Origin of the sequence: Cryobacterium breve (assembly GCF_004402375.1) — a bacterium.
Taxonomy (GTDB): Bacteria; Actinomycetota; Actinomycetes; order Actinomycetales; family Microbacteriaceae; genus Cryobacterium; species Cryobacterium breve.
In genome coordinates this window covers 1-1,249 of the sequence record NZ_SOGJ01000029.1, presented here as the reverse complement: position 1 = coordinate 1,249, position 1,249 = coordinate 1, and the positions used below count along the sequence as shown (strand labels likewise).

The window sequence follows — 1,249 nt, the reverse complement described above, 5'->3', positions numbered from 1 at the left end:
GGCGGATTCAAGTGGTGTCTGCAACACCGGTTTGATTTGTTGGGTTCGAGATTAGCGTGGCGAGGACTTCTGCGGGCGTTCGGTAGCCATGGCGTTTGCGGGGCCGACGGTTGAGCTCCGCGGCAACGTTCTCGAGGATCCCGGGCCCGTGAAAGGACAGGTCGGTACCCTTCGGAAAGTACTCGCGCAGGAGCCCGTTGGTGTTCTCGTTGCTGCCACGCTGCCAGGGCGAGTGCGGATCGCAGAAATAGATCGGCATCCCGGTCGCCATCGTGATTTCCTGGTGTCTGGACATCTCCGCTCCCTGATCCCAGGTGGTCGAACGGCGCAGCTGTTCCGGGAGAGTGTTCATCGCGACGATCATCGTGTCGGCCAGCGTGCGAGCGGTGTGATCCCCGGGCAGATGCAGCAGCATCACGTATCCCGTGGTCCGTTCGACGAGTGTTCCGATCGCGGACTTCGACGAGGTCGAGCCGATGATCAGGTCGCCCTCCCAGTGCCCGGGAACGGCGCGGTCCTCGATCTCTGGCGGCCGGTCAGAGATCATCACCATCTCCCGGAACCTCTGCGGCCGCGGACCATCCGGCCTCTGCGGCCGCCGTGTTACGCGCCCTGAGCGCAACGCGGCGGCCACTTCCAGGCGCAACGATCCGCGGCCCTGCACGTAGAGGGCCTGGTAGATCGTCTCGTGTGACACCTGCATCTCCGAATTCTCCGGATGCTCGACTTTCAGTCGGCCCGCGACTTGTTCCGGGCTGAACCGATCGGTGAGCATCGTGGTGACCTGTTCCCGTAACGCTAACCCGTCCAGTTTCTGGGCTCTGGGCCGGCGAGCCCGCGCCCAGGTTTGCTCCTGCGCGAGCGACGGCACGTAGCGGCCAGTGACCTGGTTTCGGGCCACTTCCCGGCTAATCGTTGATGGCGCCCGGCCCAGAGCCGCGGCGATGCGGCGAACCCCTTGACCGCGGGCGAGTTGGAATCCGATCTCTTCGCGCTCTCGCAACGATAAGAGTCCGGCACGGGCAACACTGAAATCCTGAACCGGTGATGGCAGCACCCTCTGATGCTGGCTTAACCAGCGATACCCAGTCGGACGCGACACCCCCGCGCCCTGCGCCGCGACGGCACCGATAGCCCCGCGTCCAGCCCATCCCAAAACGACAAACGGACGCTCAAAGGCGACCACGGTCGAGCCATCGACAACACCCCACAGAACTCAGGGTGTTGCTCTCACCACCTGAACTCGCCG

The 1,249-nt window shown here is 64.3% G+C and carries 1 protein-coding gene; it reads right to left on the bottom strand.

The window, feature by feature from the left end; translation table 11 throughout:
* Nucleotides 1-7 precede the first annotated feature (7 nt).
* Entirely contained in the window at nt 8-1,054 is a 1,047-nt protein-coding gene (locus tag E3O65_RS14325) for an IS30 family transposase (RefSeq protein WP_422386433.1), read from the bottom strand.
* Between the last annotated feature and the right edge of the window lie 195 nt (nt 1,055-1,249).